Origin of the sequence: Planotetraspora phitsanulokensis (assembly GCF_016863295.1) — a bacterium.
Lineage (GTDB): Bacteria > Actinomycetota > Actinomycetes > Streptosporangiales > Streptosporangiaceae > Planotetraspora > Planotetraspora phitsanulokensis.
On record NZ_BOOP01000013.1, the window covers coordinates 295,694 to 320,218 of the forward strand.

At 70.8% G+C, this 24,525-nt stretch carries 26 protein-coding genes; 19 read left to right on the plus strand and 7 right to left on the minus strand.

All coding sequences use genetic code 11. The annotated features are described in order from the left end of the window. Positions 1-8 precede the first annotated feature (8 nt). Genes Pph01_RS17020 through Pph01_RS17030 form a run of 3 tightly spaced genes read right to left on the minus strand, consistent with a single transcriptional unit; the run spans position 9 to position 3,439 of the window. A complete protein-coding gene (locus tag Pph01_RS17020; RefSeq protein WP_204074049.1) occupies positions 9-800 on the minus strand; it encodes a carbon-nitrogen hydrolase family protein in 792 nt (263 codons plus the stop codon). Continuing rightward, on the minus strand, positions 730-1,716 hold the full coding sequence (locus tag Pph01_RS17025) for a DUF418 domain-containing protein (protein ID WP_204074050.1): 987 nt from the start codon (positions 1,714-1,716) through the stop codon (positions 730-732). The genes Pph01_RS17020 and Pph01_RS17025 overlap by 71 nt, the downstream gene beginning before the upstream one ends. A gap of 31 nt (positions 1,717-1,747) precedes the next feature. Beyond that, positions 1,748-3,439, minus strand: a complete 1,692-nt coding sequence (locus tag Pph01_RS17030; protein ID WP_204074051.1) for a RyR domain-containing protein — start codon at positions 3,437-3,439, stop codon at positions 1,748-1,750. Between the two features lie 220 nt (positions 3,440-3,659). Here Pph01_RS17030 and Pph01_RS17035 point away from each other — a divergent pair, with 220 nt between their 5' ends. Together Pph01_RS17035 and Pph01_RS17040 are read left to right on the plus strand one after the other, a co-directional pair. Then, the gene (locus Pph01_RS17035; protein WP_204074052.1) at positions 3,660-4,823 is read left to right on the plus strand and encodes a pyridoxal phosphate-dependent aminotransferase; all 1,164 of its coding nucleotides are present in this window, start codon (positions 3,660-3,662) and stop codon (positions 4,821-4,823) included. Positions 4,824-4,901: 78 nt separating this feature from the next. Further along, positions 4,902-5,759, plus strand: coding sequence for a sulfotransferase family protein (locus Pph01_RS17040; RefSeq protein ID WP_204074053.1), 858 nt, complete (start codon positions 4,902-4,904; stop codon positions 5,757-5,759). Between the two features lie 7 nt (positions 5,760-5,766). On the opposite strand, the gene Pph01_RS17045 is transcribed toward Pph01_RS17040, so the two are convergent. Continuing rightward, positions 5,767-6,105, minus strand: a complete 339-nt coding sequence (locus tag Pph01_RS17045; protein ID WP_204074054.1) for a hypothetical protein — start codon at positions 6,103-6,105, stop codon at positions 5,767-5,769. 133 nt (positions 6,106-6,238) lie between these two features. On the opposite strand from Pph01_RS17045, the gene Pph01_RS17050 reads away from it, so the two are divergent. From Pph01_RS17050 to Pph01_RS17100, 11 genes are all read left to right on the plus strand, one after another. Then, the gene (locus tag Pph01_RS17050) at positions 6,239-7,177 is read left to right on the plus strand and encodes a carbamate kinase (protein ID WP_239116762.1); all 939 of its coding nucleotides are present in this window, start codon (positions 6,239-6,241) and stop codon (positions 7,175-7,177) included. After that, positions 7,178-8,287 (plus strand): barbiturase, encoded by a 1,110-nt coding sequence (gene bar / locus Pph01_RS17055; protein ID WP_204074055.1) that lies wholly within the window; start codon positions 7,178-7,180, stop codon positions 8,285-8,287. 11 nt (positions 8,288-8,298) lie between these two features. Further along, the gene (locus Pph01_RS17060) at positions 8,299-8,859 is read left to right on the plus strand and encodes an SseB family protein (protein ID WP_204074056.1); all 561 of its coding nucleotides are present in this window, start codon (positions 8,299-8,301) and stop codon (positions 8,857-8,859) included. 11 nt (positions 8,860-8,870) lie between these two features. Then, the gene (locus Pph01_RS17065) at positions 8,871-9,542 is read left to right on the plus strand and encodes a prepilin peptidase (protein ID WP_204074057.1); all 672 of its coding nucleotides are present in this window, start codon (positions 8,871-8,873) and stop codon (positions 9,540-9,542) included. Between the two features lie 20 nt (positions 9,543-9,562). Continuing rightward, the gene (aroC, locus tag Pph01_RS17070; protein ID WP_204074058.1) at positions 9,563-10,741 is read left to right on the plus strand and encodes a chorismate synthase; all 1,179 of its coding nucleotides are present in this window, start codon (positions 9,563-9,565) and stop codon (positions 10,739-10,741) included. A gap of 14 nt (positions 10,742-10,755) precedes the next feature. Next, the gene (locus Pph01_RS17075; protein WP_204074059.1) at positions 10,756-11,268 is read left to right on the plus strand and encodes a shikimate kinase; all 513 of its coding nucleotides are present in this window, start codon (positions 10,756-10,758) and stop codon (positions 11,266-11,268) included. Beyond that, positions 11,265-12,341 (plus strand): 3-dehydroquinate synthase, encoded by a 1,077-nt coding sequence (gene aroB / locus Pph01_RS17080; protein ID WP_204074060.1) that lies wholly within the window; start codon positions 11,265-11,267, stop codon positions 12,339-12,341. The genes Pph01_RS17075 and aroB overlap by 4 nt, the downstream gene beginning before the upstream one ends. Beyond that, positions 12,338-12,772, plus strand: coding sequence for a type II 3-dehydroquinate dehydratase (gene aroQ / locus Pph01_RS17085; RefSeq protein WP_203883120.1), 435 nt, complete (start codon positions 12,338-12,340; stop codon positions 12,770-12,772). The genes aroB and aroQ overlap by 4 nt, the downstream gene beginning before the upstream one ends. A gap of 30 nt (positions 12,773-12,802) precedes the next feature. After that, on the plus strand, positions 12,803-13,585 hold the full coding sequence (locus tag Pph01_RS17090) for an SGNH/GDSL hydrolase family protein (protein ID WP_204074061.1): 783 nt from the start codon (positions 12,803-12,805) through the stop codon (positions 13,583-13,585). A gap of 49 nt (positions 13,586-13,634) precedes the next feature. Then, on the plus strand, positions 13,635-14,453 hold the full coding sequence (locus Pph01_RS17095; RefSeq protein WP_204074062.1) for an MOSC domain-containing protein: 819 nt from the start codon (positions 13,635-13,637) through the stop codon (positions 14,451-14,453). Between the two features lie 152 nt (positions 14,454-14,605). Beyond that, entirely contained in the window at positions 14,606-16,171 is a 1,566-nt protein-coding gene (locus Pph01_RS17100) for an endonuclease/exonuclease/phosphatase family protein (protein WP_204074063.1), read from the plus strand. A 22-nt stretch (positions 16,172-16,193) separates the two neighbouring features. On the opposite strand, the gene Pph01_RS17105 is transcribed toward Pph01_RS17100, so the two are convergent. Then, complete coding sequence (locus tag Pph01_RS17105; RefSeq protein WP_204074064.1) at positions 16,194-18,167, minus strand: ATP-dependent DNA helicase; 1,974 nt, start codon at positions 18,165-18,167, stop codon at positions 16,194-16,196. 222 nt (positions 18,168-18,389) lie between these two features. On the opposite strand from Pph01_RS17105, the gene Pph01_RS17110 reads away from it, so the two are divergent. Together Pph01_RS17110 and Pph01_RS17115 are read left to right on the plus strand one after the other, a co-directional pair. Next, positions 18,390-19,607: a hypothetical protein gene (locus tag Pph01_RS17110; RefSeq protein WP_204074065.1), complete on the plus strand. Its 1,218-nt coding sequence runs from the start codon at positions 18,390-18,392 to the stop codon at positions 19,605-19,607. Between the two features lie 56 nt (positions 19,608-19,663). Next, the gene (locus Pph01_RS17115; protein WP_204074066.1) at positions 19,664-21,250 is read left to right on the plus strand and encodes a Na+/H+ antiporter; all 1,587 of its coding nucleotides are present in this window, start codon (positions 19,664-19,666) and stop codon (positions 21,248-21,250) included. Positions 21,251-21,262: 12 nt separating this feature from the next. Here the strand turns inward: Pph01_RS17115 and Pph01_RS17120 are convergent, their stop codons facing one another. Then, complete coding sequence (locus Pph01_RS17120; protein ID WP_204074067.1) at positions 21,263-21,520, minus strand: ubiquitin carboxyl-terminal hydrolase 14; 258 nt, start codon at positions 21,518-21,520, stop codon at positions 21,263-21,265. 49 nt (positions 21,521-21,569) lie between these two features. On the opposite strand from Pph01_RS17120, the gene Pph01_RS17125 reads away from it, so the two are divergent. From Pph01_RS17125 to Pph01_RS17135, 3 genes are read left to right on the plus strand one after another with little or no spacing between them, the layout of a single operon-like run. Next, the gene (locus Pph01_RS17125; RefSeq protein WP_204074068.1) at positions 21,570-21,938 is read left to right on the plus strand and encodes a DUF8711 family protein; all 369 of its coding nucleotides are present in this window, start codon (positions 21,570-21,572) and stop codon (positions 21,936-21,938) included. Between the two features lie 43 nt (positions 21,939-21,981). Further along, the gene (locus Pph01_RS17130; protein ID WP_204074069.1) at positions 21,982-22,317 is read left to right on the plus strand and encodes a YidH family protein; all 336 of its coding nucleotides are present in this window, start codon (positions 21,982-21,984) and stop codon (positions 22,315-22,317) included. After that, the gene (locus Pph01_RS17135; RefSeq protein ID WP_204074070.1) at positions 22,314-22,625 is read left to right on the plus strand and encodes a DUF202 domain-containing protein; all 312 of its coding nucleotides are present in this window, start codon (positions 22,314-22,316) and stop codon (positions 22,623-22,625) included. The genes Pph01_RS17130 and Pph01_RS17135 overlap by 4 nt, the downstream gene beginning before the upstream one ends. Before the next feature lie 4 nt (positions 22,626-22,629). Here the strand turns inward: Pph01_RS17135 and Pph01_RS17140 are convergent, their stop codons facing one another. Then, positions 22,630-23,748, minus strand: coding sequence for a ferritin-like domain-containing protein (locus Pph01_RS17140; protein ID WP_204074071.1), 1,119 nt, complete (start codon positions 23,746-23,748; stop codon positions 22,630-22,632). A 91-nt stretch (positions 23,749-23,839) separates the two neighbouring features. Here Pph01_RS17140 and Pph01_RS17145 point away from each other — a divergent pair, with 91 nt between their 5' ends. After that, the gene (locus tag Pph01_RS17145) at positions 23,840-24,484 is read left to right on the plus strand and encodes a TetR/AcrR family transcriptional regulator C-terminal domain-containing protein (protein WP_204074072.1); all 645 of its coding nucleotides are present in this window, start codon (positions 23,840-23,842) and stop codon (positions 24,482-24,484) included. The last annotated feature ends 41 nt before the right edge of the window (positions 24,485-24,525 follow it).

Genomic DNA, 24,525 nt, shown 5'->3' on the forward strand with positions numbered 1-24,525 from the left:
GCCCAAGTTTACGAGCTGGTGATTCCAAGCCGGCGATGTTCCAGTGACGGAAGGGTCCTTCGCACGGATTCGGTCAGACCAGGGTCGATCTCCCCGACCTGTACGGCGTGCCCGGGACCGAGGTCGTGCCGGACGGCGCCCATCGGATCGATCAGCATGCTGCGGCCCACGCCGAAGGAGTCGCGGGCGGACGGGTTCGGCGCCTGGCCGACGGCGACCGTCCAGGTGGTGTTCTCGATCGCCCGCGCCCTGGCCAGCGTGACCCAGTGATCCTCCTTCATCGGGCCGGAGCCCCACGCCGCGATGACCGCGAAGGCGTCGGCTCCCTGATCGACCAGTTGCCGGGCCAGCTCGGGGAATCGGATGTCGTAGCAGGTGATGAGGCCGACCCTCAGCCCGGCCAGCTCCACGACCACCGGGGCGTCTCCCGGGGCCACGATCTCGGACTCCCGGGCGCCGAACGAGTCGAACAGATGGATCTTCCGGTAGGCGCCGACGAGCCGTCCCGTCCGGTCCAGGGCGACGGCCGTGTTGTAGACGCGACCCCCCTCGGCCGGTTCGAACACCCCCGCGATGACGGCCGTGCCGTGCTCCCTGGCCGCCTCGGCGAGCCCGGTGACGAACGGGCCGTCGAGAGGCTCGGCCGCCTCGGTGACACCCCTGCCGAAACGCGTAAGCGTCGACTCGGGGAAGACGGCCAGGTCGGCGCCCGCCGCCCGGGCGAGCGCCTCACGAACGGTCTCGAGGTTCGTCTTCGGATCGTGGTCGACGGGGATCTGGCACAGGGCTATGCGGGTCACGTGTCCCAGTCTGCCGGTTGGCGACCGGTTCCCACCAGGTGAGGCATCGCCAGATCCATTCGAGGGGGCCGTACCGGTAGCGCGTCAGCCACCATCGGCTGAACGCGGCCTGCGCGACGAGCGTGACGACGGTCACCGCGATGACGGCCGAGCCAGTGTCGTCCACGCGCAGCAGGGGCGCCGCGGCCAGGATGGCGGCCGTGCTGCTCACGTAGTTGGTCAGCGCCATCCTGCCGAGTGCCTCGAAGAGGGCGGTCCGCCGTACGGCCAGCAGGAAGCCCGTGCCGTACGCGGCCGCGCCGCACAGGGCCGCCGCCTGGTAGACCCCGCCGCCGGGCGGTGAATGGTTCCACCACCACGTCAGCAGCACGGCGAGCACCGCGCTCGTCCCGAACACGACCGGCGACGCCAGGCGGCCGGCAGCGCCGTACCCGACGGTGGCGAGGCCCAGCAGGAACAGCGCGGCGATCAGCACATACGGCCTGCCCGTGACCATCGCGGCGACCATCGTGCCCGTGCCGGCGAGCAGCACGAGCGGCCTGGGGAGGAAGCTCGCCGGGAGCAGGACGGTGACGCCGAGGATCGCGTACGGCAGCAGCACCTCTCCCGGCTCGATCCGCGTGTGGACGGCGCCGAGCAGGGCGAGGACGGCGAGCCGGCGCAGCAGCACCAGCCGCGGACGAGGCGTCCGCGAACCGGCCGACTGCAGGAAGAGGGCGAAGCCCATGCCGAAGAGGAACGCGAAGATCGGATAGAAGCGGCTCTGGAACAGGTTGCCCATCACCCAGTCGACGGACGTCGCCTTCCGGTAGGCGAGCGTGTGCTGCCAGGTGTTGACGAGCATGATCCCGCAGATCGCGAGTCCGCGGAGCGCGTCGAGCGAGCGGACGCGGCCGGTCACCGCGGAGTGGTTCATACAGCCCAGTCCACCACGGACCTGTCGCCGATCACGAGATTCTGACGATCTGGAAGCCCGCGTCGGCGAGGATCCCCGGCAGGCTCCGCACGGTGTCGCGGTCCTTCTCCCTGGCCTCCGCCGACAACCTGTCCCAGCTGTCGAGGTCGGGGTGCCTCCTGCGCTCGGCATCCCTCATCGGGCCCCAGGTCCAGCCGTTCCTGATCAGGTCCTTCAGCCAGCGCTCGTGCTCCATCTGCGAGAGCTGTTCGATCTCGTGGTCCTTGAAGGCGAAGGCGAGGTCCGGTTCGACCCGGGGGGCGAGCGCGCAGCCGATGGCGGCGAGTTTGCGGCCGATGTCCTCCGCCTGCGCCCGGTTGGCGGCCTTCAGGCGCGGCGGCAGCGCGTCCCAGCCGACCATGGAGACGTTCGCGGCGGGACCGGTGTGCCGGGCGGTGTTGACGAGGAGGTAGTTCTCGTGGATCGCCCGCGCCAGCGTCTCCACCAGATCCTCGGCGATCAGCCGGGGATCGCCCGCGGCCTCGTTGATCGCGAAGATGCGCAGGGCCCCGGACAGTCCCTCGAGCAGCCGGACGTCGTCGAAGGCGCTGCCGAACGTGGCCGTCTGCTCGACCCGCACGACGAGCGAGCCGGGGCCGCAGCACCACAACCTCAGCGAGGTGAGCGCCGTCTTGAGCGCCAGGTCCTGGTCGGCGTAGCAGACGAACACCCGCTGCGGCGTCTCTCCGGGGAGCAGATCGGTCAGCGGCAGGTCGCCGGGCGCGACGTCGTGACACGTCAGCGCGCACACCTCGCCGATGAACTCGAACCTCTGGCACAGGGCGGGCGCGGCCTGGCTCGCGCGGGTGTCGATCACCGTCACCGGCAGGCGGCGCGGGGACGAGCCCTGGAGCCGTCGCCGCCTGGCGATCTCGGTGAGCAGGCTGCGGCCGAACGCGTCGAGACCGATCACCACGATGGGGCGGTCGTTCACGATGGGGTGCTGTTCGAGCAGGACGCGGGCGGCCAGTTCGTCGAGGTTGAAGAAGTCGAGGCGCAGGCGCGGCGTGCCGGGAAGGCTGAGCCGCCGCGCCCGGAACGCGGCGCACAGATCGGGGTCCGATATGTGTGCGTACGCGGAGAGGGGATGCCGCTCACCGATCCTGGGCATGCCGTGCGCGGCCAGCGCGATGGCGGTGTTCACGGAGCTGTCGGATTCACATGCGTACAACACCGACGCCCGGTGCACGCCGGCCGCCCGCAGGGTGGACGGGCTCCGCGCGTCCCCGTTGACGTAGAGCACCTTCCCGTCGCCCATGGGAGGGGTGGCGGAGGAGCCGATCATCACGATTCGCTCGCTCGTGCGGCGGAGTTTCTCGACCAGGGCGATCGCGACGGCCCCGGATCCGCATACGACGACGTGGTCGCGGGATTCACGCGCCCGTATCCGCCGCATTTCCGATGAAAGGAGCAGTCGTGCGCCTTCGACCAGTGTGTAAACGGTGACCCCCGGTGCGGCGAACCGGGCGAATTCCAGCGCGCCGGGGAGGGGACCGCTCCCCCCGAGAGGAGCGGAGTCGAAGACGAACAGCTGGAGGTCCCAGTAGAGGAGGTCGAGGCGGGTGGGGGGCGGGCCGTCGATGTACGGCGCGTAGGCGGCCATCCCGATGTACCCGGCCGCCAGCGCCGCGAGCCCGAGGAGCACGAAGGTGACACGTACCACAAAGGTCGCGGAAAACGTCATTCCTCTCTTCCTTCGCTGAGTGGCACGTGCCAAACGAGCTGTCTTTAGAAAGTAACCCGGCGAAACGGGCCGATCTAGAGCTGTCATCCGCGAAGCGCGGCAATCACGACAAATCCCGTCTTTAATGCCTAATAGGTAAATGTCCCTAGATGTCGGAACGAGTCGCGAAGGCGGTCCTCCGGGGGTGGGGGCCGCGTGCCGCCGGGCATAAAGTGGCCGCGTGGAAGAGCCGCTGGTGGGACGGATGCGCGAGTTCGGCACGACCGTCTTCGCGACGATGACGAAATTGGCCATGGACACGGGGGCGATCAACCTCGGCCAGGGCTTCCCCGACACCGACGGGCCCGCCCGCATGCTGGAGCGCGCCGTCGACGCCATCAGGGGCGGGCTGAACCAGTACCCGCCGGGTCCCGGCGTCCCGGAGTTGCGGCAGGCCGTCTCCGACCACCGCAAGGACTGGTACGGCCTGGCCTACGACCCCGGCACCGAGGTGCTGGTCACGGTCGGCGCGACGGAGGCGATCGCGGCCGCCGTGCTCGCCGTCTGCGAGCCGGGAGACGAAGTGATCGTCTTCGAGCCCTTCTACGACTCCTACGGTGCGGCCGTGGCGCTCGCGGGAGCCGTGCGCAGGCCCGTGACCCTGCGGGTGGACGCCGGCCGCTTCACCTTCGACCCCGCGGAGCTGGCCGCCGCCGTCGGTCCCCGGACCAGGGCCGTGCTGGTCAACTCGCCGCACAACCCCACGGGGACCGTCTTCACCCGGGCGGAACTCGAGGAGATCGCCGCGGTCTGCAGGGACCACGACCTGATCGCCGTCACCGACGAGGTCTACGAGCATCTGACCTTCGACGACGTCGAGCACATCCCCCTCGCGACGCTTCCCGGCATGCGGGAGCGGACGATCATGATCTCGTCGGCGGGCAAGAGCTTCAGCGTGACCGGCTGGAAGACCGGCTGGATCTGCGCGCCCCCGTCGCTCACGCGGGCGGTCCAGACCGTCAAGCAGTTCCTGACCTTCACCTCCAGCGCGCCCTGGCAGCTGGCCGTGGCGTACGCGCTGCGCGAGGAGATGGAGTGGGTGGCCGCGCAGCGGGCCGCTCTGCAGGCCAAGCGCGACCGGCTGGCGGCCGGGTTGCGGACGGCCGGATTCGACGTCCTGCGGCCCGCCGGCACCTACTTCGTCCAGACCGACATCCGCCCGCTGGGGTTCGACGACGGCATGGAGTTCGCCATGCGCCTGCCCGAGCTGGCGGGCGTGGTCGCGATCCCCACCCAGGTCTTCTACGACCGCCCGGAGCGCGGGCGCCACTTCGTGCGCTTCGCCTTCTGCAAGAGGGACGAGGTCATCGACGAGGCCGTCGCGCGCCTGCTGCGACTTGGCTGAAATCCGCCTGTGGGACGCCTGTGAAGTGCTTGCATGGACTTGGCACCGTTTTTAACCGGGCGTTAAGGTTTCAAGGTCATGAATTGGAAGCGCAAGGTCAACTCGAAACTCGTCGGACTGACCGGGTACACGATCAAGCGGCCCGACTCCATCCCCGAGACGTTCATGCGGATGCCGAACGACGCCGTGCGGCCCCCGGCCGATCGTGAGAACGACCGCCTCCTGCGTGACCCCGTGTTCGTGTTGTCCTCGGTGCGGTCCGGGTCGACGTTGCTGCGCGTCATGCTGAACTGCCACTCCCAGATCCACGCGCCCCACGAACTGCACGTGCGCCGCCTGTCGGTGAACCTCCCCACCGAGCCGTTACGCCAGGCGATGGACACCCTCGGGCACACGCAGAGCGACATCGAGCACATCCTCTGGGACCGGATGCTGCACCGAGAGCTCGCCAGGAGCGGCAAGCGCATCCTCGTGGAGAAGACGCCGAGCAACGTCTTCGCCTGGCGGCGCATCTCGACGTGCTGGCCGGAGGCCCGGTTCATCTTCCTGATCAGGCACCCGATGTCGATCGCCCAGTCCTGGTCGGAGGCCGATCCCGAGCGGCGCCCTCCCGAGGAGGCCGTCCGGCACACCCTGAACTACATGACGTACCTGGAGAACGCCAGGAACCGGCTGAAGGGGCTGACCGTACGGTACGAGGAGCTCACGGACGAGCCGGAGACCCAGCTGAGGAGGATCTGCGACTTCCTCGGAGTGGAGTGGGAGCCGGCCATGTTGCGGTACGGCGACCGGCAGGACGGGGAGTTCGTCAAGGGCATCGGCGACTGGCGGGAGAAGATCCGCTCCGGCACCGTCCAGCGGGGACGCACTCTCCCGTCCCCCGAGGACGTGCCGGAGGCGCTCCACGACATCAGCCGTAAATGGGACTACATGTAGGGCGCGCTCAGTCGCGGTTGTTGTGCAGGGCGCGCGTGAGCACGTAGGCCAGGTTCACCACGGCGAGGACGCCGAAGACGAGCATGAGGCCGAGCGTGCCCGGCACGTTGGAGGACACGATCGCCACGAGGGGGATGGCCAACGCCAGCGAACCCAGGCCGAGCGTCATCTGCGCCCAGTCGAGCGGCGGGCGCTTGCCCTTCTTCTCGGCCAGCCGTGAGTCGATCACGGCGTTGACCCTGTCGACGAGCGATTCGGCCAGCTCCATCTCGTACTGAGGGCCGAGCTCGCGGCGGGCGGCGAAGGCCGCGCCTACTTCGTTGGGTTCCAGCTTCTCGGGGGGCATAGATCGATTCTGCCGTCATTTCGCGCCACTGCGGCAGATCCGCGCCAAGGATGCGAAGGCTTGCCGAAGGATGGGCCTTCGATGGGCGATATTCGCCAATGAAGGGCCGTCGCGAGCTGGATAGTTTCGCGATGTGGGCGGACGCATACTGATCGCACTGGGCGGCAACGCGATGACGGCTCCCGACGGGAGTGCCGCGCCGGGTGACCAGCACCGGGCGATCGGGCGGGCGATGACACACGTCGCGAGCCTCATCAGGGCCGGCAACGAGGTGATGCTCACCCATGGCAACGGTCCCCAGGTCGGCAACATCCTGCTGAAGAACCAGCTCACCGCGCACGTCGTGCCGCCGGTCCCGCTGGACTGGTGCGTCGCGCAGACGCAGGGCACGATCGGCACCCTCATCATGAACGCGCTGGAGCGCGCGCTGGCGCCCGAACCGATCCGGCTGGCCACCGTGGTGACCCGCACGCTGGTCGACCGCGAGGACCCCGCGTTCCGCGAGCCGGTGAAACCCATCGGGCAGTACTTCGAGGAGGCCGAGGCCCGTCGCCTCGAAGGCCACGGCCAGACCTGGCGCCGGTTCGAGCGCGGCTGGCGCAGGGTCGTTGCCTCGCCCCAGCCGGTCGAGATCCTCGACGCGCCCGCGGCGATCGCCCTCATGGAGGCGGGGTACACCGTGGTCGCCGCCGGGGGCGGGGGAGTGCCCGTCGTCCGCGGCGCCGACGGCGCGCTCGACGGCGTCGAGGCCGTCATCGACAAGGACCTCGCGGCCGCGGCGCTGGCGAGAGCCGTACACGCCACCGATCTGGTCATCGCGACCGACGTGCCGAACGCGGTCGTCGGGTTCGGGACGCCCGCCGCCCGGCCGATCGAGGAGATCACCACGGACGGGCTCCGGGCGCTGCAGGCCGCCGGGCACTTCGCCGACGGCAGCATGGGGCCGAAGGTGGAGGCGGCGCTGCGCTTCGCCGAGGACGGCGGGCAGGCGGTGATCACCTCGTTGGAGCACATCAGCGAGGCGCTATCAGGAAATATCGGGACAAGGGTATCCAGAGGAGCGGAGAGATAGATGCCGGATCCGATCGAGGTACGGAAGGTCGCCATCGAGAGCGTCACCGACGCGTCCGGGCTCGCCAGGCTGATCGACGACGGGGTCATCGACGCCGACCGGGTCCTGGCGGTGGTCGGCAAGACCGAGGGCAACGGAGGCGTGAACGACTACACTCGCATCCTCGCCGATCGGGCGTTCCGCGAGGTGCTCGTGGCCAAGGGCACGCGGACGCTCGAGGAGGTCAAGCAGGTGCCCCTCGTCTGGTCCGGCGGCACCGACGGCGTGCTCAGCCCCCATGCGACGATCTTCGCCACCCTCGACCCCGCCGAGGCCGTGCCGACCGACGAGCCGCGGCTGAGCGTCGGCGTCGCGATGAGCGAGGTCATCCTGCCCGAGGACATCGGCAGGCCCGCGATGGTGGAGAAGGTGGCCGCCGGAGTGCGGGAGGCCATGAAGATCGCCGGAATCGACGACCCGGCCGACGTCCACTATGTACAGACCAAGACCCCGCTCCTCACCCTCTCGACGATCACCGACGCCAAGGAGCGCGGGCACACGGTCGTCACCGAGGACACGCTCAAGTCGATGGACATCTCCAACTCCACGACCGCCCTCGGCATCGCCGTGGCGCTGGGGGAGATCGAGATGCCCTCGGCGGAGCAGATCCACAAGGACCTGTCGCTCTATTCGTCGGTCGCCTCGTGTTCCAGCGGCGTCGAGCTCGACGTGGCCCAGATCGTGGTGGTCGGCAACGTCCGGGGCATCGGCGGCCGCTACCGGGCCGGCCACTCGGTGATGAAGGACGCCCTCGACGCCGACGGCATCTGGGCGGCCATCCGCGACTCCGGCATCGAGCTCCCCGAGCGGCCCCACCCCTCCGACCTGGGCGACCGGCTGGTCAACGTCTTCATGAAGTGCGAGGCCGACCCCTCGGGGCGGGTCCGCGGACGGCGCAACATCATGCTCGACGACTCCGACGTGCACTGGCACCGGCAGATCAAGGCCACCGTCGGCGGCGTCGCGGCGAGCGTGACCGGCGACCCCGCCGTGTTCGTCTCCGTCGCGGCGGTCCACCAGGGCCCCTCGGGAGGCGGCCCCGTAATCGCCATAGCCGACCTCGCTGGATAGGCTCCTGAGCCGTGCCCGCCATTCCGCAGCCCCTGCGACCCGACGACGACGGCGGCGCGGACGCGCCGGTCTCCGCGGCCCTGGCCGGATACCAGGCCGGGACGGCGACCGCCGCCGATGTGCTCGCGGCCATGGGTGAGGCCAGGCTGCTCGTGCCGGTCGTGGCCCTGCTCACCGAGTCCGAGGTGGGGGAGCACGGGCTGAGGCAGGAGAAGGAGAGCGAGATGGCGCTCCCCAAGCTCGTCGGCAAGGACGGCAGGGAGGCCGTCCTCGCCTTCACGGGCGCCGAGCCGATGGCCAGGTGGCGGGCGGACGCCCGTCCGGTCCAGGCGACCGCTCCCCAGGTGTGCCAGGCCGCCCGGCACGAGAACGCGTCCGCCGTGGTCGTCGACGTCGCGGGGCCCGTCCCCTTCGTGATCGAGGGCGGCATGCTGCAGGCGCTGGCCACGATCGAGGAGGCCAGGCGCGACCCGTCGGCCGTCGACCGGCTGGTGGAGTCGCTTCCCGGCGCCACGGTGGCGCGGGTGGGGGAGAGTCCGCGACGATGGTGGTCCCGGAGGCGGCGCGGATAAGGGGCGGGGCCATGGTCGTTCAGGTGGCCGTGCCCGTCGCCGTCGCGGCCGTCCTCGGGCTGATCGCCGGTTCTTACGCTCGTGCGGTCGCCGACGGGTTCGGCGCGGACGTGGAAGATCATCGCAAGGAGGCCCGGCAGGCCTTCGCGCGGGCGATCCGCACCGTCCCGCTGCCCCGCCGGCCGTACCTGGTCGAGGGGGCCACCGCGCTCGCCGCCGGACTGGTCACCTGGCGGCTCCACGACGACTGGCTGCTCGCCCCGTGGCTCTACGCCGCCGTGGCCGGGGTCGCCCTCGCCGTGATCGACTGGCGGACCTTCCGGCTGCCCGACATGATCACTCTGCCGTCCTACCCGATCGTCCTCGCCCTGCTCATCCCCTCCGGGCAGCTGGCCTCGGCCGTGATCTGGGGGCTGGTCCTCGGCGGCGTCTACGCCGTCCTGTGGTTCATCCGCCCCACCGGGCTGGGGCTCGGAGACGTCAAGCTCGCCGGGATCGTCGGCCTGCTCACCGGTGCGCTCGGGTCGCAGGCCGCGATCATCGCCGGTCTGGGCGGCCACTTCCTGGGCGCGATCTACGCGGCCGGGCTGCTGGTCACCCGCCGGGCGAATCGCACCACCGAGTTCCCCTTCGGCCCGTTCATGCTCGTCGCAGCCCTCGTGGCGGTGCTGACCCGCGTGTGACACATGGAAGACTTGTCAGCATGTTGCGCTGGTTGACGGCAGGGGAGTCGCACGGCCCCGAGCTTCTCGCGATCCTGGAGGGCCTCCCCGCGGGGGTGGCGGTGACCACGGCGGAGATCGACGAGGCGCTGCGCCGCCGCCGCCTCGGATACGGCCGGGGCGCGCGGATGAAGTTCGAGCAGGACGAGGTGACGATCTCCGGCGGTGTACGGCACGGCCGCACGCTGGGCTCGCCGGTGGCCATCCGGGTGGGCAACACCGAATGGCCCAAGTGGGAGACGGTGATGGCCGCCGACCCGGTCGACCCCGCTGTCCTCGAGGGGCAGGCGCGCAACGCGCCCCGATCGCGTCCCCGGCCCGGCCACGCCGACCTCGCGGGCATGCAGAAGTACGGCTTCGACGACGCGCGCCCGGTGCTCGACCGGGCCAGCGCCCGCGAGACCGCCGCCCGCGTGGCGCTCGGCCAGGTCGCCAGGAGCTTCCTCAAGCAGGCCCTCGGCGTCGACATCGTCAGCCACGTGGTGGCCATCGGCTCGGCGTCCGCGCCCGGCGGGATCGTCCCCGGCCCCGGTGACATGGTGGCGGTCGACGCCGACCCCGTGCGCTGCGTGGACCCCGAGGCGAGCGCCGCGATGGTGGCCGAGATCGACAAGGCGCACAAGGACGGCGACACGCTCGGCGGCGTCGTCGAGGTCCTCGCCTACGGCCTTCCGCCGGGTCTCGGCAGCTACACGCACTGGGACCGGCGGCTCGACTCCCGGCTCGCCGGCGCGCTGATGGGCATCCAGGCGATCAAGGGCGTGGCGGTCGGCGACGGCTTCGAGACCGCGCGCCGACCGGGCTCGCGGGCCCACGACGAGATCGAGAACACCGCCGGAGGAGTCCGGCGGATCACGAACCGGGCCGGCGGCGTCGAAGGCGGCATGACCAACGGGGAGCCCCTGCGGGTCAGCGCCGCCATGAAGCCGATCTCCACCGTCCCCCGGGCGCTCGCGACCGTCGACGTGCTGACGGGTGAGGCGGCAACCGCGCACCACGAGCGCTCCGACGTGTGCGCCGTGCCCGCCGCGGCGATCGTCGCCGAGGCGATGGTCGCGCTCGTGCTGGCCGACGCCGCCGTCGAGAAGTTCGGCGGCGACTCGGTCGAAGAGGTCGCCCGCAACCTGGCGGGTTACCTCTCCTCTCTGGTGATCAAGTAATAAGGTCTGTGATCATGAGTTCGGCGTCTCAACAACCCGCAGTGGTCCTCATCGGACCGCCGGGTTCCGGCAAGTCGACCGTCGGCAGGCTCCTCGCCGACCACCTTGGGGTGTCCTTCCGCGACACCGACACCGACGTCGAGGCCGTCGCGGGCAAGCCGATCAGCGACGTGTTCATCGAGGACGGCGAGGCCGCGTTCCGCGAGATGGAGGCGGTGGCCGTACGGGCCGCGCTGGAGGGCCACGACGGCGTGGTGTCGCTCGGCGGCGGGTCGGTCCTGCACGGCCCGACCCAGGAACTGCTGGCCGGCCACCGGGTCGTCTACCTGCGGGTCGGTCTCGACCAGGCGGTCAAGCGGGTCGGTCTCGGCTCCGCCAGGCCCCTGCTGGTGCTCAACCCGCGCAGCCAGCTCAGGAAGCTGATGGAGGAGCGCCGCCCGGTCTACGAGCGGCTGGCCGTCACCACGGTGGAGACCGACGACAGGGAGCCCGAAGACGTCGTCGCCGAGATCGCGGCGGCGCTGTGACCGCCACCCGCATCACCGTCCGGGGCGAGAGCCCCTACGACGTCGTCGTCGGCACCGGCGTCCTGGGCGAGCTGCCCGGACTGCTGGCCCCGAGCGTGCGGACGGTGGCGGTGGTGCATCCGGCGAGCCTGCCCGAGATCTCGCGGCCGGTGTGCGGGGTGCTGGAGGCGGCAGGGCTCGAGGTGGTCTCCCTGCCGGTCCCCGACGGCGAGGCGGCCAAGTCCGTCGCCGTCGCGGCCGAGTTGTGGTCGGCGTTCGGCCGGTACGGCGTCACGCGGTCCGACGCGGTCGTGGGCGTCGGCGGGGGAGCGACCACCGACCTGGCCGGTTTCGCCGCGGCGACCTGGCTGCGCGGCGTGCAGGTGGTGCAGGTGCCGACCACGCTGCTGGCGATGGTCGACGCCGCCGTCGGAGGCAAGACCGGCATCAACACCCCCGAGGGCAAGAACCTCGTCGGCTCCTTCCACCCACCCGCCGGCGTCCTGTGCGATCTGGCGACGCTGGTGAGCGTGCCCCGCCAGGACTACGTCGCCGGGCTCGCCGAGGTGATCAAGGGCGGCTTCATCGCCGACCCGACGATCCTCATGCTCATAGAGGACGACCCGGCCGGCGCCTGCACTCCGGAGGGCGGCCACACCCGCCAGCTGATCGAGCGGAAGATCCAGGTCAAGGCCGACGTCGTCGGCGCCGACCTGCGTGAGAGCGGTGTGCGGGAGATCCTCAACTACGGCCACACCCTCGCCCACGCGATCGAGCGGGTGGAGCACTTCCACATCCGGCACGGGGAGGCCGTGGCGATCGGCCTCGTGTACGCGGCCGAACTGTCCCGCCTCGACGGCCGGATCGGCAAGGACATCGTGGAGCGCACGCGGTCCATCCTCACCTCGGTCGGGCTGCCCACGGCCTACCGCAAGGAGGCGTGGCCCGAGCTCCGCGACCACATGCGCGTCGACAAGAAGAGCCGCGGGGCGACGTTGCGCTTCGTGGTGCTCGACGGGATCGCCAAGGTCTCACGCCTGGAGAACCCGTCGGAGGAACTGCTGGAAGCGGCCTACCGGGAGGTCGGCCGATGAGGCCCGTGCTCGTGCTGAACGGTCCCAACCTCGGGCGTCTCGGCAGCCGTGAGCCCGACGTCTACGGCGCGCAGACCTTCGACGACCTGTCGGCCCTGTGCCGGGAGACGGGCCGGGAGCTCGGCCTGTCGGTGGAGGTCAGGCAGACCGACGACGAGGCGGAACTGGTCGGCTGGATCCACGAGGCCGCCGACTCCCGCACGCCGGTCGTCCTCAACCCGGCGGCGTTCACGCACTACTCCTACGCGCTGCGTGACGCGATCGCCCAGCGGACCGCGCCCCTGGTCGAGGTGCATCTGTCCAACCCCAGCGCTCGTGAGGAGTTCCGCCACACGTCGGTCGTGGCGGCCGTCGCGACGGGGACGATCGCCGGTTTCGGCATGCGGTCCTATGAACTCGCACTCCGCGCCATCGCCGATACTGGTGAGTAACGACTGAAACATCAGAGCAAGGCGGGTTCGATGAGCTACGGGTCATATGTCGCAATAGGAGATAGTTTTACGGAAGGCCTGAACGACCCGCTCCTCGCCGGTCCACCCGTCGGCCCTGGCCAGGTGACCCGATATCGCGGTTGGGCCGACCGGGTCGCCGAGCGGCTGGCCGAGCGGGAACCCGGGTTCACGTACGCCAACCTGGCGATCCGCGGCAAGCTCATCGACCAGGTCGTCGAGTCGCAGGTGCCGCAGGCGGTCGAGATGCGCCCGGACCTGATCAGTTTCTGCGCGGGCGGCAACGACCTCCTCCGGCCCGGAGCCGACCCCGACCAGATGGCCAAGAAGTTCGCGTCGGCGGTGCGGACCTTGCGCGGCACCGGCGCCGAGGTCGTGCTGTTCACCGGCATGGACCCCCGGGACACGCCGATCATGCGCGTGGCGCGCGGGAAGTTCGCCGTCTTCTTCATGCACGTGCGCGGGATCGCCGACCTGTACGGCTGCCACCTGGTGGACATCTGGTCGCTGCAGCCGCTGCGGGACTGGCGGGCGTGGAGCGACGACAGGCTGCACCTGAACGCCGAGGGCCACCGCATCGTCGCGGGGAAGGTCCTCGACGTGCTCGGCGTCCCGTCGGACGACTGGCGGAAGGTCTGGCCGGCGAGGGAGAAGGTGGACGCGAAGGTCAAGCGCCGGGAGGACGTCCAGTGGGTGCGCGAGCACCTGGCCCCATGGGTCGGCCGCCGCGTGCGGGGCACGTCGTCCGGCGACGATCTCGACGCCAAGCGCCCCGGTCTGACGCCGCTCGGCTGACTTCGGCCGCTGCCGCTGAAAGCGCTCTCTCGCGACGTAGGCTGGGCCGATGGAACTGACGGACATCCGTGTGTATCCGCTGAAGTCCGCAGCCGGCCTCGCGCGTGAGAGCGCTTTCGTGCATGCGTGGGGCCTCGAGGGGGACCGCCGCTGGGCCGTGATCGGCGAGGACGGCGAGAACCTGTGGCTGGGGGAGTTCCCCCGCATGGTCTCGGTGCGCGCCCGCGAGCTCGGCGACGGAGGTCTCGCGCTCTCCGCCGCGGGCCTCCCCGATCTGGCGGTGCGCCCGGCGGCCGGCCCCGCCGTTCCCGTCGGGTTCTCCGGTCTCGACCGCGCCGTGGCCGCCGACGACGCGGCGCACGCGTGGTTCACCCGGCTGCTGGGATGCCCGGCCCGGCTCGTGTGGCTGGACGATCCCCGCCGCCGCTCGGTCTCCGTCCGGCACGGCGGGCTCCCCGGAGAGGTCGTCAGCTTCGCCTGGGATGCTCCGCTGCTGCTCACCTCCACCGCCTCGTTGCGCCGGCTCGACGACTGGATCGCCGAAGAGGCGGTGGAACGGGGGGAGGAGATGCCCGGTCCGCTGTCGGTCGCCAGGTTCCGGCCCAACGTGGTCGTCGACGGGGCCGAGCCGTACGCGGAGGACGGCTGGGCCGGCGTCCGCATCGGCGAGGTGGACTTCCGCGTCTCGGAGTTGTGCGACCGGTGCGCGGTCACGACGATCGACCCGGACACGCAGCTCAAGGGCAAGGAGCCGCTGCGGACGCTGGCCAGGCACCGCCGATGGGACGGCAGGACCTGGTTCGGCGTCCGCCTGGTGCCGAGGAACCCCGGAACCGTCCGCCTGGGGGATCCCGTCACACCTCTGTGATGACGCCCCGCGACGTTGTTCGATCGCGGTTCAGAACAGATTCGCCCAGCGGACAGGGGTAGTGGGGGGCGGCGGTCTCCTGCTCGCTCCTACGTTGGGGCCTGCTCGTGCCGGCCGGCCGGCCCGTCGAGGCGCGAGCGAGGAGAGGACCGATGATTCTGAACCGACGGCGGACGGTGGCGTTCGCCGTGGCGCTGTTCGCGTCCGCGACGCTCACGCTGGGGGCGGCATCCGCGTCCACGACGACCGACGAGCACGGTGCCGCCGGGCACGAACGAGTGCGGGTGATGACACTCAACATCTTCTACGGTGGCGACGACCTCGATCTGAAGACCGGCGAGTTCTGCGCGGAGGCGAACGGGTGCCCGCAGACTCTGATGCAGATCGAACGTGCCATCACGCAGGCGCATGCCGACATCGTTGGCGTGCAGGAGCCGGAGCGGAACGTCGAGAAAATCGCGTCGGCCCTCGGCTGGTACGGAAGCAACCGGGCCCACGTGATGTCCCGGTTCCCCATCATCGACCCGCCGGGCGGCGACGGCCTGTACGTGTTCGTCGAGGTGGCTCCGGGCCGCGTCGTGGCCGTCGCCAACACGCACCTGCCGTCCGACCCCTACGGCCCGTATCTGGTCCGGGACGGCGGCACCGTGAAGCAGGTGCTCGACCTTGAGCGCGAGACCCGTCTGCCCGCCGTGCGGGACCTGGTCAAGGTGCTCCCCGCGCTGGCCCGCAAGGGCATCCCCGTCATGCTGACCGGAGACTTCAACAGCCCCTCCCACCTGGACTGGACGCCCGCGGTCGCGGCCGAGCGGGCGGACGTCCCCTATCCGGTGAAGTGGCCGGCCAGCAGCGCTCTGGCGGCCGCGGGACTGCGGGACACCTATCGCGAGGCGCACCCGGATCCCGTCGCCGTCCCCGGTTTCACCTGGACGCCGGGCAGCCCCGAGGCCGACCCGCACGAGGTGTTCGACCGGATCGACTGGGTGCTGACCGCCGGTCCGACCCGCACGATCGACAGCACCGTGGTCGGCGAGAAGGGCGGGCCTGACGTCGGCGTGGGTGTGTCCCCCTGGCCGACCGACCACCGGGGCGTCGTGTCCACCCTGGACGTCGTGCCTGCCGTGCCTCAGGTTCTGGTGTCACCGGCCACCCGTCGCGTCACGATCGGCGAGGACCTCCCCGTCACCTACCACGCGTCCGGACGGCACGGCGAGCGTGTGGAACTGCGCGACGCGAAGGGCCGGGTCGTCTCCTCGCGCCCGACGAAGGCCGGGAGCACCGACGGCACGGTCACGTTGCCGACCAGGGGTCTGCGCCGCGGCGCTTACGACGTCGCCCTCGTCTCCGGCGGCAAGGCGGTCTCCGAGGCGCAGGTCTGGCTCTACCCCGCCGGCGAGCCGACCACGGTGTCGGCCGGCAAGAGCCGCTACAGGCAGGGTGAGCCGATCACGATCGACTGGTCGAACGCGCCCGGCATGGGTCTGGACTGGGTCTCGGTCTACGCCTGCCCGGACGGCGCGTGCACCGACACCTCCGAATATCTCGTGTACACCTACACCGGCTCGGCAATCGAGGGACAGGCGAAGATCGGGCCGAAGTCGATCGGCGCCGACTCCTCGTGGCCGCTGGCCCCGGGCGAGTACGTGGTCAGGCTTCTGCCCGACGACGGACTGGTCTCGGTGGCGCAGTCGGCCGTGTTCACGGTGACCGAGAAGTAACGACCGCCCGCGGCCGACCCCGTCAGGCGTCCGCGGTGAGGCGCCGGAGCGCCTCGCGGACCTTGCCGGGGTCGGTCGTGCGCCAGAACGGCGGCAACGAGTTCAGCAGGAATCCGGCGTAGCGGGCCGTGACCAGCCGGGGGTCGAGCACGGCGACGACACCCCGGTCGTTCATCGAGCGCAGCAGCCTGCCCGCGCCCTGCGCGAGCAACAGCGCCGCATGCGTGGCCGCGACCGCCATGAAGCCGTTGCCGCCGGTCGCGGCGACGTGCCGCTGCCGGGCCGAGGCCAGCGGGTCGTCGGGCCGGGGGAACGGGATGCGGTCGATGATGACCAGAGTGAGCGACTCACCGGGCACGTCCACGCCCTGCCACAGCGACAGGGTGCCGAACAGGCACGTCGCGGGGTCGGCGGCGAACTGCTTGACCAGCTGAGAGGTCGAGTCGTCGCCCTGGCAGAGCAACGGGACGTCGATCCGCTCGCGCAGCGCCTCGGTGGCGGCCTTCGCGGCCCGCATCGAGGAGAACAGGCCGAGCGTCCGGCCGCCCGCCGCCTCGATCAGCTCGGTGATCTCCGTGAGGTACTCCTCGGGCAGGCCGTCGCGGCCGGGCTGCGGGAGGTGCTTGGCCACGTAGAGGATCCCGCTGCGCGGATGGTCGAACGGCGAGCCGACGTCGAGACCGGTCCAGTCGTCTCCGCTCAGCCCCCACTGGCGGGCCATGCCGTCGAAGGAGCCGCCCAGCGCGAGGGTGGCGCTGGTGAGGACGACCGTGCGGTCGCCGAACAGCTTGTCGCGCAACATCCCGCCCACCGACAGCGGCGCCACGCGCAGCGTCGGGGGGATGCGGCCACGCCCCTCGTCGAGCCAGACGACCTCCGCCCGGTCGGCCTCGGAGTCGGCGCCGAACGCGTCCAGCATCCGCTGGGCGGTGTCGTGGACCTCGTCGAGAGCGGTGAACGTCGCCTTGCGCAGGCCGGCGTTCTCCGGATCGTCCTTGTCCTTGTTCCGCGGGCCAAGGGCCGTGATGCAGGCGAAGGCGGCGTCGCGCACCAGGGCGAGGGTGAGCCCCAGCGACTGCGGCAGGTCGTCGACCCGGCCGGGCGGGGCGGCGGCGAGCAGTGCCGCCAGGTCCTCCCCGGCCTCCTGGAGCCGGTCGGCCAGCCCCTGCTCGATCAGCCGTCCCACCCGGCGGACGGCGACGCCCACCGTGGCCTCCGACAACTCGTCGGTGACGACCGAGGTCACCCGGTCGACCAGCTCATGGGCCTCGTCGACGACGACGACGTCGTGCTCCGGCAGGACGGGGAAGTCCTCCATGGCGTCGATGGCCAGCAGCGCGTGGTTGGTGACGACCACGTCGGCCTGGCCGGCGCGCTCCCTGGCGAGCTCGGCGAAGCACTCCGCGCCGCTCGGGCAGCGCTGCGCGCCGAGGCATTCCTTGGCGTGGACGGAGAACTGCCGCCACGCCTGGTCGTTGACCCCGGGGACGAGCTCGTCGCGGTCGCCCGTCTCGGTCTCCGAGGCCCACTCCTGGATCCGCTGGACCATCCGGCCGGTCGCGCTCACCTCGCGCGGATCGAAGAGCTGGTCCTCCTCGTCGTCGGGCATGCCCGCGGCCATCTTGTGGCGGCACAGGTAGTTGCGGCGGCCCTTCAGGATCGCGAACTCCGGCCGGTGCGGGAGCAGGTCCTCGAGCGCGTCGGCGAGCCTCGGCAGGTCGCGGTCGACGAGCTGGCGCTGAAGGGCGATCGTGGCGGTCGAGACCACCACGGCGCTGTCGGTCTGCGCGGCGTGCCTGATCGCGGGGACCAGGTAGGCGAGCGACTTGCCGGTGCCCGTGCCCGCCTGGACCGCGAGGTGCTCCTCGCTCTCGACCGCGTCCCGCACCGCCTGGGCCATCGTGACCTGCCCGGGGCGCTCGGCGCCGCCGAGCTCCTTCACCGCGGTGGTGAGCAGTTCTTCGACGGGCGGGAGGTCGCGACTGTCCTTGGGCACGGGAGAACGCTACCCGCTGTCGCCGACATCCGAGGCGTGAGCGGCCGGGTGCATCCTGGCGTTCCAGGAGCCGGAAATCGTCTCTCGTGGCACACTAGGCGTCACACTCTCGAGGTCAACGTCGATCTACCGAGTCGGGGACAAAAAGGACAGGGGAGACGTTCGGTAGGGTTTCCCGAGGTCGAGTGGACGGATAAGGGCGGTAAAGGCACTATGTCTGTCATGTCGGAAGTTGTCCCGTTGCCATCGTTCGGTGAGGTGTTCTTCGATGCCCGCGGCCAGGACCGGGTCCTCCGGGTGACCTGGCACGAGGGAACGCTGGTCCTGAGCCTGTGGCGCGGCGAGATGTGCACCGGGAGTTTCCGGATGCGCCTCGATGACGTGGGCCGCCTCATCGACGGTCTCGACGACGGATACGCCGAGGCGGGCGGCCAGTACGCCGACGACGGCGAGGACCCCGGCACCGGCCCGATGCCCCGCCAGGACGCGGTCCACCCCGGACAGCCCGGACAGCCTGAATACCCCGGCCAGCCTGAATACCCCGGACAGCCTGGACAGCCCGAGTACGCCGGGCGCCCTTCCGACTATCCCGCTCCCCAGGCCGAGTACCCGGAGTACCCCGGCACCGGCCAGTATTCGCGGCCCGCGCCCGACCCCCAGTACGGGGGGCCCACGCCCGACCAGTACGGCGGGCCCAGCGGCCCGCAGCCCCAGTACGGCGGACCCGCGCCCGACCCCCAGTACGGGGGTCCCGTGCCCGACCAGTACGGCGGGCCCAGCGGCCCGCAGCCGCCGATGGGCTCGAACGACGTCCTCGTGGCACGCGGCGCTCCGCCGCCCAGCCAGCCCCCGCGCGAGGTGCCCCGCGAGCGGCCGTTCGCCCCCGGCGCCTACGAGGACCCCGCCCGCCAGTACGGCGCGCCGCCCACGGGCCGTCAGGGGCAGCCCGGCCAGCCCGCCGCGGGACATCCCGGCCAGCCCGTTCATCCCGGTCAGCCCGGGCACCCGGGACAGCCTGGCCAGCCCGTTCATCCCGGTCCGCAGGGTCAGCAGGGTCAGCCCGGCCGTCAGGCACCGCCCGCCGGGGCCCGCCCCGCACCTCCCGCCGGGGGACAGCCCGGCCAGTCCGGCCGCGGCCGGCCCGCTCATCCGGGTCAGCCCCCCGCCGCCGGGCATCCCGGTCAGGGCGGCGGTTACCAGTACGACACCGGCCCTCAGGACCCGGTGTACCAGCAGCAGCAGGGCAGGGTCGATCCGAGCGATCCGCTCGGTCTCGGCCAGGGCCGGCCGTACCCGCAGGACTACCAGCAGGAGTACCAGCAGGAGTACCCGCCCGACTACCGGCAGGAGCACCCGCAGGAACCGATGTACGCCACGGGCGAGCGCCTGCGGCCGGACCAGCGGCCGGACGACCCGCGAGACGACCAGCGCGTCTGGTGACGTGACGCGTTGGATGGGTTATCTGGAGTCCCCGGTGTAAGTACGCTCATCCGTTGATGGACATCTCCACCGCACTGCAGTTCCTGTTGCTCCCCGCCGGAGCCCTGGCGATCGCGGGCGTCTCGAGACGCCAGGGCTGGTCCGCGCCGCTGCTGCTCGTCGTCGCGGGACTGGTCGCCTCGTTCGTCCCGGGCATGCCCGCCTACGAGCTGGACCCCGAGATCGTTCTTTCGGTCTTCCTGCCGCCGATGCTCTACTCGGCGGCACTGGACAGCTCCTACCTGCGTCTGCGTGACGTGAAGCAGGTGGTCGGCCTGCTCGCGGTCGGGCTCGTCCTGTTCAACACGGTCGCGATCGGGCTCGTCGCGCACATGTTGATCCCCGGGCTTCCGCTGGCCGCGGCCTTCGCGCTCGGGGCCATCGTGGCGCCGACCGACGCCGTCTCAGCCATCGCGGTCGGCAGGAAGCTGGGGCTGCCGCGAAAGTCGATCACGATCCTCGTCGGGGAGGGCCTGTTCAACGACGCCACGGCGCTCACGGCGTACCGGGTGGCCGTCGCCGCGGCCGTCGCGGGAACGACGGCCGACCTGCTCGGCGCGGGCGGGGAGTTCCTCTACTCGGCCGGGACCGGCATCGTCGTCGGGCTCGTCATCGCGTACGCCGTGGGGGTGCTGCTGCGGCGGCTCAGCGACTCACTGATCGCCAACGGGATCTCACTGCTCGTCCCCTACGGGGCCTATGTCGCGGCGGAGGCCGCCCACGCGTCCGGAGTGATCTCCGTGGTGATCGCCGGGATCTATCTGGGCCACGAGATGAGCCGCACGAGCTACGGCACCCGCATCCTGTCCGGCGCCGTGTGGAAGGTCGCCGACCTTGTGCTGGAGTCCATCGTGTTCGCCCTGATCGGCCTGCAGGTGCGCCCGATCGTCATGGGCCTGGCGGAGAAGGACTTCGCCCGGGTCGGGATCTACGCGGGCGTGCTGTTCCTGCTGGCCGTCGTGCTCCGGGCCCTGTGGGTGCCGCTGACCGTCTACGCGCCGATGTTGTTCAGGCGGATGCGGGAGCGGACCGGCGTGCCCGCCTGGCGCAACGTCACGCTCACGAGCTGGGCGGGCATGCGAGGGGTGGTGTCGCTCGCCGCCGCGTTCGCTCTGCCGAAGGACTTCCCCCAGCGCGACCTGCTGCTGTTCCTGACGTTCGCCGTCGTCATCGGCACCCTGATCGTGCAGGGCCTGTCGTTCCCGTGGCTGATCAGGAGGCTCGGCGTCTCCAACGACGCGGAACGCTACTCCGACGACCTCTCGGAGGCGGCCGCCCAGCAGGCCGCCGCGGCGGCCGCGCTGGCCCGGCTCGACGAGCTGATCGCCGACGGCGTCCTCGACGTCCACGAGGAGGTCGTCGAGCAGTTGCGCTCCCGCGCCGAGCGTACGGCGCTGCGCGCGTGGGAGCGGCTCGGCGGTGGCACCGGCCTCGAGGGCGCCGAGACGCCGTCGACGCTCTACCGGCGCATGCGCAGAGAGATGATCGCCGCTCAGCGTGAGGTGTTCGTGCGGTTGAGGGACGAACGTCGGATCGACGACGAGGTGCTGCACCGGGTGATGCAGGAACTCGACTTCGAGGAGGCCACGCTCGAACGGAACTGACCGCCCAGAGACTCAGCCCAGGACGTTGTCCACGAAGCACCACCGCCAGTCCTCACCCGGTTCGAAGGAACGCACCACCGGGTGTCCGTCCTTGTGGAAGTGCGCGGTCGCGTGGCGGTTGGGGGAGGAGTCGCAACATCCCACGTGGCCGCACTCGAGACACTTACGCAGATGGACCCAGCGCGAGCCCATCTCCAGGCACTCCTCGCATCCCAGAGTCGTCTGCGGCTCAGGGTCGGGCGTGGTCAGCATGTGTTCACAGATCCCCATGATGTTCATGCTAGTCCGCCGTGAATACCCGGTTGGGTAGGGTCTGTGTATGCGATCCCTCCCGCTCGCGGCCGCCGTTGTGGCGGCCTCAGTCATGTTGGTCTCCGGATGTTCCGCCGCCGACAAGGCGCAGTCCTGCGTCGAGGCCCCCAAGTTGATCAGTGAGACGATCACCAAGATCACCGCTGCGGCCAATGATCCCGAGGCGATGCAGAAAGAGATCTCCGACGGCGCCGCCAAGCTGAACGATCTCGCCGCCGACGCGGGGGACACCACGCTCAACGAGGCCCTGCAGGGGATGGCGGACAGCCTCCAGAAGCTCAACGTGGACGACGCCAACGCGGCCGTCGACGCCGCGCAGAAGGCCGCCACCGACAGCGCCACCTACCTGAAGGAGATCACGGAGGCCTGCCTGTAACCCGGCATATCCAGGGGAAAAGGGGCAAAATTAGCCTGGTTCCATGGATGGGCACGAGCCGGACCCCAGGTTCACGTTGGCCAACGAACGCACGTACCTCACCTGGCTGAGCACGTCTTTGGCCCTCAGCGCCGGAGGCATCGCCATGGCGGTCGTGCCCGAGGGCGTGTTCGTGCCGTGGGTCCGCACGCTGCTCGCCCTGGTGCTCGTGTCGTTGTCCGCCGTCTCCGCCGCCACCGCCTATCCGCGGTGGCGGCACATCCAGCGGGCGCTGCGCCGCGGCGACCCGCTTCCGCCGCCCGCGCTCGCACCCGTCTTCGGCTACGGAGTCGCCGCGGTGGCGGTCGTGGCCCTGTTGCTCATCCTCCTCGGGCGATGACCTCCGGCCTGCACAGCGAGCGGACGCGGCTGGCCTGGGTCAGGACGGCGACCCTCCTGGCCGTCGCGGGTCTCGTCGCGACCGGAGCGGGTCTGCGCGGCGGCGAAGGACCGGTGATGATCGTGCCATTCGCGGTCGCCGCGCTCTGCGGCGCGATCCTGCTCCTCCGCACCGGCGCGCGGTACAGGCGCGTCGAGCGGGCCCTGCGCGAGGGCGCCCCGCTGGACGACACGACGGACGCCCGCCTCGCCTGGGCCGGCGTGCTCTGCGTGGTGGCCGGGGCGCTCGCGCTGGTCCTGACCCGCTGACCCGTCAGCTCCCGTCGCGTGCGGCCTCGATGGTCTCGGCGACCTCGGCGTGCCGCTCGGTCTCCTCCTGGGCGAAGCGCTCCGCGTCGAGTTTCTCCGCGATGTCCTCGTCCTGCTTCATGAGGGCGTCGAGACTCTGCCCCGCCATGTCGAGCACGCCCATGTCGGCGTAGGCCTCCTGCAGGCGCGGGCTCCACAGCCCGATGTCCTTGACGCAGGGCACGATGCGGCTGAACAGCAGCGAGCGGAACAGCCTGAGGTACTCGGACCGGTCGGTGGCCTCCATGGCCTGGGCCACCTCGTCCTTGCCGAGGCCGAGCGTCTCCCACGTCTCCTGGCCGCGGAGGCGGTCCCGCATGAGGTAACAGCCCTCGATGACGAAGTCCTCACGCTCGCGCCGCTCGGTCTCGGACAGGTTCCGGTAGTAGTCCCGCAGCGCCATCCGGCCGAAGGCGACGTGCCGGGCCTCGTCCTGCATGACGTACGCCAGGATCTGCTTGGGCAGCGGCTTGGTGGTGATGTCGCGCATCACGCCGAACGCGGCCAGGGCCAGGCCCTCGATCAGCACCTGCATGCCGAGGTAGGGCATGTCCCACCGGGAGTCGCTGAGCGTGCTGTCCAGCAGCGCCTTGAGGTGCTGGTTGATGGGGTAGACGAGCCCGACCTTGTCCTGGAGGAACCGGGCGTAGGTCTCGGCGTGCCGCGCCTCGTCCATCGTCTGCGTCGCGGCGTAGAACTTCGAGTCCAGATCGGGCACCGACTCGACGATCCGGGCCGAGCAGATCATGGCGCCCTGCTCGCCGTGCAGGAACTGGGAGAACTGCCAGGAGGCGCTGTGCAGCCGGACGTCCTTGCGCTGCCGATCGTCCATGCGCTCCCACAGCGGCGTGCCGTAGATGGAGATCGACTGGTCGGGGACGCCGAGCACGTCGTACGGATCGACCTCGAGGTCCCAGTCGATGCGCTTGACGGAGTCCCACTGCTTGTCCTTGCCCTTCTGGTAGAGGGCGAGCATGCGATCCCTGCCGTCGTCGTACTCCCAGGTGAACCGCGCGGCACCGCTCATCTCCACGTCCCATGTGGAGAGCTCGGGGGGGATGGTGTAGAGCTCGTGGGTCGACACGGGGGGCCTCCTCGACGTACACCGTACGTAGTGATTTCGAGACTGGCACGTACGCTGTACGTCCGTCAACGGGGTGGGAGACAATCGGCTCATGCTCAGCCGCGGCAGGATCGTCGACGCAGCCATCGACCTCATCGAGCGCGAGGGCGCCGACGCCGTGTCCATGCGAGGGATCGCGGCAGGGCTGGGCGTGGGGGTCATGTCGCTCTACAACCACGTCCCCAACAAGGCGGCGCTGCTCGACGCCATCTCCGAGACGATCCTGTCGAAGATCGAGTTCACCGACGACCCGTCGGCGCCCTGGACCGACCGGGTGCGGGTCCAGGCGAGGGCGTTCCGGCAGATCGCCCATCACTACCCGCGCTCGACGATGGTGGTGTTCAGCCGCCAGCTCCACTCCTCCGCCGGGCTGCTGCCGGTCGAGCGGGCCCTGTCGACGCTGCGCGACGCGGGGTTCGAGGGGAGCGAGGCGGTGCGGATGTTGCGGATGTTCGTCGCCTACATCGTCGGCTCGCTGCTGAGGGAGGTCGGCGTCACGCCGACCTTCGCCCCGGTGCGGGGCGACGCGACGGTGGCCGAGGTCGATCCGGTGCTGTTCCCCGAGGTGAGCTCGCTCGCGCCGCTCCTGACCTCGTGCGACCACGACGAGGAGTTCGAGTTCGGGCTGGAGTTGCTCGTCCAGGCCATGGCCGTGCGGGCGGGAGAACAGTCCGGAAGGCGAAGAGCCCGGGGGTGACCCCCCGGGCTCTTCGAGGGAACGGTCCCTTCCCCTGGGCG